Source organism: Curtobacterium sp. B18, from assembly GCF_000333375.1.
Classification (GTDB): Bacteria; Actinomycetota; Actinomycetes; order Actinomycetales; family Microbacteriaceae; genus Curtobacterium.
In genome coordinates this window covers 1-3,709 of record NZ_BACZ01000566.1, presented here as the reverse complement: position 1 = coordinate 3,709, position 3,709 = coordinate 1, and the positions used below count along the sequence as shown (strand labels likewise).

Annotated in this window: 4 protein-coding genes; 2 read left to right on the top strand and 2 right to left on the bottom strand. The window is 75.6% G+C overall.

Annotated features, from left to right (window positions below):
• A partial coding sequence (locus I5E_RS15295) for a LysR substrate-binding domain-containing protein (protein ID WP_261974969.1) occupies nucleotides 1–303 on the top strand: 303 nt, incomplete at its 5' end.
• A 274-nt stretch (nucleotides 304–577) separates the two neighbouring features.
• On the opposite strand, the gene I5E_RS25665 is transcribed toward I5E_RS15295, so the two are convergent.
• Entirely contained in the window at nucleotides 578–1,897 is a 1,320-nt protein-coding gene (locus I5E_RS25665; RefSeq protein WP_022907747.1) for a hypothetical protein, read from the bottom strand.
• Between the two features lie 98 nt (nucleotides 1,898–1,995).
• Between I5E_RS25665 and I5E_RS15285 the strand changes: the two genes are divergently transcribed.
• Nucleotides 1,996–2,964 carry an aldo/keto reductase gene (locus tag I5E_RS15285; protein ID WP_031262911.1) on the top strand — a complete coding sequence of 323 codons (969 nt, stop codon included), beginning with the start codon at nucleotides 1,996–1,998 and terminating at the stop codon, nucleotides 2,962–2,964.
• A 195-nt stretch (nucleotides 2,965–3,159) separates the two neighbouring features.
• On the opposite strand, the gene I5E_RS15280 is transcribed toward I5E_RS15285, so the two are convergent.
• Nucleotides 3,160–3,709, bottom strand: a 550-nt coding sequence (locus tag I5E_RS15280; RefSeq protein ID WP_022907745.1) for an NADPH-dependent F420 reductase, incomplete at its 5' end; no start/stop codon positions are given.

Genomic DNA, 3,709 nt, shown 5'->3' with positions numbered 1-3,709 from the left:
AGGCGCGAGCATAGTCGGCAGATGGCGATCGACGCGCTCGAGGCCGCGGCTCTCACGTGGCGGATCACCTGCAACACGCGTGACGTCAACGGTGTGCTCGCCGCCGTCCGGGCCGGGATCGGTGTGGCGGTGTTCCCGCACTCGCTCATCCCGGCGGACCTCGTGAAGGTGTCGCAGCGGTTGTCGCTGCCGGACCTGCCGGCGGTCGACTACGTCCTCATCGCGAACCCGACGGTGCAGCGGGAGCCGATCGACGCGCTGACGAACGCGATCCTGTCCCGCGGGGTCGTCCGGGCGGTGTGACGGGCGTGGCGTCGTGCGCCCGCGTCGTCCGCCCGCGTCGTCCGCCCGGGTCGTCCGCCCGGGTCGTCCGCTCGCATCGTCCACGGGGTCGTCCGCCCGCATCGTCCACGGGGGCGTTTCGTGAGCAGGAATGGTCGGGTCGGTGACGCGAACCCGACCGTTTCTGCTCACGAAGTACGCGCGGCGGGGCGCGGGGTGCGGGGCGGGACGCGCGGCGGGGCGCGGCGGGCGGCGCGGGGCGCGGCGCGCGTCGCAGCGCGGCCAGCGCGGCCCGCTACGGCGCGAGCGTCGGGACCGTCCCCGTACCGGTGAGGTCCGGCAGCGTCACCCCGGCGATCGCCAGCACGGCGGTCGCGACCGCCCACACCAGCACGAGCGTGCCGACCCCGCCGAGCACGGCCCCGAGGAGCGCGACCGGCCGCTGCCAGGTCGCGTCCGGCCGTCGCAGCGTCAGGATCGAGAGCACGAGCGCGAGGACGCCGAGTGCCACTCCGACAGCGTGCACCGTCGCGGGGGCCGTGAACCACCACGCCGCGAGACCGAGCGTCGCGAGCCCGGCGACGGCGCCGAGGGCCGCGGCCGGAGTCGTCCCGAGACGCTCGGACGACGTGGTCCGGTCCGCGGACGTCGCGCGTCCGGTCCGTGCTGCCAGGAGGCGCGGCTCGGCCCCGCCACGGACCGTCCTGGGCGTCGTGGTCGCCGGCACCGCGGAGGGCACCGCGTCCGCGTCACTCACCGGGGTCGTGGCCGACCGGGTGCGGGTCGGCCGCGAGGACGTCCGGGTCCGCGGGGCGCGCGGCTGCTTCGTGCGGCCCCGTCCCGGGCGGTCCGCACCACGGCGCGACCGGTCGGGGTCGCGCGTCGGCAGCTCGATGAGCGGGAGTGCCTCGGTCGGCGGGAGCGCGTCACCACGGGGGCCTGAGGTCGTCGTGACCCCCGGCGTCGGCGGGGCGATCACGGCGTCGAAGGCCGGTGCCGGCGTGGGTGCTGCCGGGGAGACGGCGGCGGGGCGCTGGTGGGCGAACCGTGCCGGGGTGCGGTAGCCGATCGGTCCGGAGGGCTCCGGTTCCGACCCCTCGACGACGACGTGCTCGAGGCCGGGCACCGAGAAGCGGGGCTGTCCGACGCCGGGCACCGTCGGGCCGACCGGGGCGGCGACGGGCGCGGCACCCCCAGCACCCGCGGCACCCCCAGCACCCGCGGCTCCCGCGGCTCCGGCGGCTCCGGCGGCTCCGGCGGCACTGGCGGTACCTGCGGCTCCGGCGGCGTCGATCGGCGAGACGGGGGCCGGGCCGACCGCGGCCGCGTCGAACGGGACGGTGTGCACCGTGGGGGACGTGGGTGCCGGCGGCAGGAGGTGCTCCTCCGGCGGGAAGTCGGGCACCACGACGGCGTCGTCGTCGTCGCCGAGCGTCGGTGCCGGGGCAGCAGCGGGGAGCGTCGTGCCGGGCGCGACCGACTCCGGGACGGGGGCCGGGGCGACGGGGGCGGGGCGCGCCTCCAGGCCGTCCGTCGCGTCCTCGGGGGGAGCCGTGACCCAGTCGGGGACGGCGCGACGCGGCCGGTCCTCGTCCGGCATGCGGTGCGATGCCACTGCGGTGTTCCCTCCGTAGGCTGATCCATCGTCAGTTCTAACGGCAACGCGTGCGGCTGTCGCAGCCCCAGTTCCGGGGTCGCCGGTACGGTCGGGTGATGACCGGAATCGAACACCGTCCACTCGGGCCGTCCGGGCTCGTCGTCTCCACCGTCGGCATCGGCTGCAACAACTTCGGCCGACCGGGCACCCAGACCGAGACGCAGGAGGGCACGGACGCCGTCGTCCACGCGGCCCTCGACGCCGGCGTCACCCTCTTCGACACGGCCGACGTCTACGGCGGCCGCCCCGGACTGTCGGAGGAACTGCTCGGCCGGTCGATCGCGGGTCGCCGTGACGAGGTCGTCCTCGCGACGAAGTTCGGCATGGACATGCGGGGCGCCAACGGACCGGACTGGGGCGTGCGCGGCTCGCGGCGCTACGTGCGGCTCGCCGTCGAGTCGTCCCTGCGGCGCCTCGGCACGGACTGGATCGACCTGTACCAGATGCACGGTCCCGACAGCGTGACGCCGATCGAGGAGACCCTGTCGGTGCTCGACGACCTCGTCCGCGAGGGCAAGATCCGCTACGTCGGCCACTCGAACTTCGCCGGGTGGCAGATCGCCGAGGCCGAACTGACCGCGTCGATCGCCGGCACCACGGCGTTCGTCTCCGCGCAGAACGAGTACAGCCCGCTCGCCCGGGGCGTCGAGGAGGAGGTGCTGCCGGCGGTCCGGGCGTACGCGCTCGGGTTCCTGCCGTACTTCCCGCTCTACAACGGCCTGCTGACGGGCAAGTACACGCGGTCCGGCGGGCCCTCGGACGGACGTCTCACCCGGGCGAAGCCGCAGCTGCTGCAGGACGCGCCGTGGGAGATCGTCGAGGCGTTCCAGCGGTTCTCGGACGAGCGCGGGGTCACGATGCTGCAGGCGACCTTCGCGTGGTTGCTCGCACAGCCGGGGTTGTCGAGCGTCATCGCCGGGGCGACGAAGCCGGAGCAGATCCGGCTGAACGCCGAGGCCGGGAGCGCGTGGGAGCCGTCCGAGGACGACCTCGCCGAGATGACGCTCGTGTTCGACGGCGCCTGACCGGCCGCGCGCCGGTGGCGCCGCCGGCGCGCCGGCCACGGCCGCGCGCCGGTGGGCGTCCTCACGCGCTGGCCGACAATTCACGGGCGGACCGTCGCGTGCGGTGTCGCTCAGCGCGTGAGGACGGTCGTCCTGCGGGACGGGAGGCGCGGTGNGNGNNNGCNNCGCGCCTCCCGTCGTGCAGGCGGTCGCGACCTACATGTCGCGGTAGCGCTTCGCGGACGCGAGTGCCTCGCGCAGCTCGGCAGCGGTCAGCCGCGGGCCGTACCCGGGGGTGTCCCGCTGGATGCGCCAGCCCTCGGGGAGCGGCCCCGCGTCGACCACGTCGAACCCGAACTGGTCGATGAGGTCGGTCACGACGCGCTTGGCCTCGGCGTCGTCCCCGGCCACCACGAGTGCGCGGCGGTCCGGCGTGCCGGCGGGCGAGGCGTGCCCGGTGAGGTCCGCGGCGCCGATGTGGTTGAACGCCTTCACGACCCGGGCGCCGGTCAGGTGGTCCTGCAGGAGCTCGGCCGTCGTGGTCGTCTCGTCGTCGAGCGCCGCGATCTGCCCGTCACGCCCGGGGTAGTAGTTGTTCGTGTCGATCACGACCTTGCCCACGAGGGGCTCGACCGGGATGCTCTCGATCGCGCCGAGCGGGACCGTCACCACGACGACCTCGCCCGCGGCCGCCGCCTCGTCACGCGTCGCCGCGCGGGCGCCGTCGCCGAGCTCCGCGACGAGGTCCGCCAGGGTCTCGGGCCGC